Origin of the sequence: Salinicoccus sesuvii (assembly GCF_042648145.1) — a bacterium.
GTDB classification, from domain to species: domain Bacteria; phylum Bacillota; class Bacilli; order Staphylococcales; family Salinicoccaceae; genus Salinicoccus; species Salinicoccus sesuvii.
The window spans coordinates 1-2,219 of record NZ_JBHRWV010000005.1; the positions used below are offsets into that span (position 1 = coordinate 1).

General features: G+C 52.6%; 1 rRNA gene. It reads right to left on the reverse strand.

The annotated features are described in order from the left end of the window. A 23S ribosomal RNA gene (locus tag ACFOJ8_RS05570) occupies positions 1-2,219 on the reverse strand; the annotation flags it as partial.

Sequence of the window (2,219 nt, forward strand, 5' to 3'; positions counted from 1 at the left end):
CCGCCCCAGTCAAACTGTCCACCTGACACTGTCTCCCGCCCGGATTACGGGCGCGGGTTAGAATCTCAACATCACCGGGGTGGTATCCCACCAGTGCCTCCATGTAGACTGGCGTCCACACTTCAACGGCTCCCACCTATCCTGTACAGGTGAGGTCAAGATTCAATATCAGGTTACAGTAAAGCTCCACGGGGTCTTTCCGTCCTGTCGCGGGTAACCTGCATCTTCACAGGTACTATGATTTCACCGAGCCTCTCGTTGAGACAGTGCCCAAATCGTTACGCCTTTCGTGCGGGTCAGAACTTACCTGACAAGGAATTTCGCTACCTTAGGACCGTTATAGTTACGGCCGCCGTTTACTGGGGCTTCGATTCGCACCTTCGCTTACGCTAAGCGCTCCTCTTAACCTTCCAGCACCGGGCAGGCGTCAGCCCCTATACGTCACCTTTCGGTTTGGCAGAGACCTGTGTTTTTGATAAACAGTCGCTTGGGCCTATTCACTGCGGCTCATTTTCATGAGCACCCCTTCTCCCGAAGTTACGGGGTCATTTTGCCGAGTTCCTTAACGAGAGTTCGCTCGCTCACCTTAGAATTCTCATCCCAACTACCTGTGTCGGTTTGCGGTACGGGCAGTCATATGCTAACTAGCAGCTTTTCTTGGCAGTGTGAACCCACAGCTTCGCCTACTCATTTCGGCTCCCCATCACACCTCATCGTTACACAGGGCGGATTTGCCTACCCTGCCGACTCGATGCTTGGACGTGCTCTTCCAATCGCACGCTCTGCTTCTCCTTCTGCGTCACCACATCGCTTATACACATATCACCGGTACAGGAATTTCTACCTGTTGTCCATCGCCTACGCAGTTCTGCCTCGGCTTAGGTCCCGACTAACCCAGAGCGGACGAGCCTTCCTCTGGAAACCTTAGTCATTCGGTGGACGGGATTCTCACCCGTCTTTCGCTACTCACACCGGCATTCTCACTTCCGATCGCTCCACATGTCCTCACGATCATGCTTCTCTGCCATCGGAACGCTCTCCTACCATCAATATCATTGATCCACAGTTTCGGTAATATGTTTAGCCCCGGTACATTTTCGGCGCAGCGTCACTTGACTAGTGAGCTATTACGCACTCTTTAAATGATGGCTGCTTCTAAGCCAACATCCTAGTTGTCTGTGCAACGCCACATCCTTTTCCACTCAACATATATTTTGGGACCTTAACTGGTGGTCTGGGCTGTTTCCCTCTCGACAACGGACCTTATCACCCGCTGTCTGACTCCCGTGCATCACATCTGTGGCATTCGGAGTTTGTCTGAATTCGGTAACCCGGGATGGGCCCCTCGTCCAAACAGTGCTCTACCTCCACGATGCTAACACGAGGCTATACCTAAATATATTTCGGAGAGAACCAGCTATCTCCAGGTTCGATTGGAATTTCTCCGCTACCCACACCTCATCCGGTCACTTTTCAACGTAAGTCGGTTCGGCCCTCCATCCAGTGTTACCTGGACTTCAGCCTGGACATGGGTAGATCACCTGGTTTCGGGTCTGCAACCTCATACTCATTCGCCCTATTCAGACTCGCTTTCGCTACGGCTCCGCATTCGCTGCTTAACCTTGCATGAAATCGCAACTCGCCGGTTCATTCTACAAAAGGCACGCCATCACCCATTAACGGGCTCTGACTACTTGTAAGCACACGGTTTCAGGTTCTATTTCACTCCCCTTCCGGGGTGCTTTTCACCTTTCCCTCACGGTACTGGTTCACTATCGGTCACTAAGAAGTATTTAGCCTTGGGAGATGGTCCTCCCAGATTCCGACGGAATTCCTCGTGTTCCGCCGTACTCAGGATCCACCGCAACGTCCACTCGCTTCGCCTACGGGACTCTTACCCCCTATGGTCGGCCGTTCCAGGCCCTTCCGCTCGCAAATGTCCGTCTCCTCGGTGTCCTACAACCCCAGTCCGAAAACTGGTTTGGGCTCTTCCCGTTTCGCTCGCCGCTACTCAGGGAATCGATTTTTCTTTCTCTTCCTCCGGGTACTAAGATGTTTCAGTTCCCCGGGTCTACCTCTCTCAGGCTATGTATTCACCTAAAAGTCACACTAACGTGTGGGGTTCCCCCATTCGGAAATCTCTGGATCAACGCTTACTTACAGCTCCCCAAAGCATATCGGTGTTTGTTCCGTCCTTCATCGGCTCTTAGTGCCAAGGC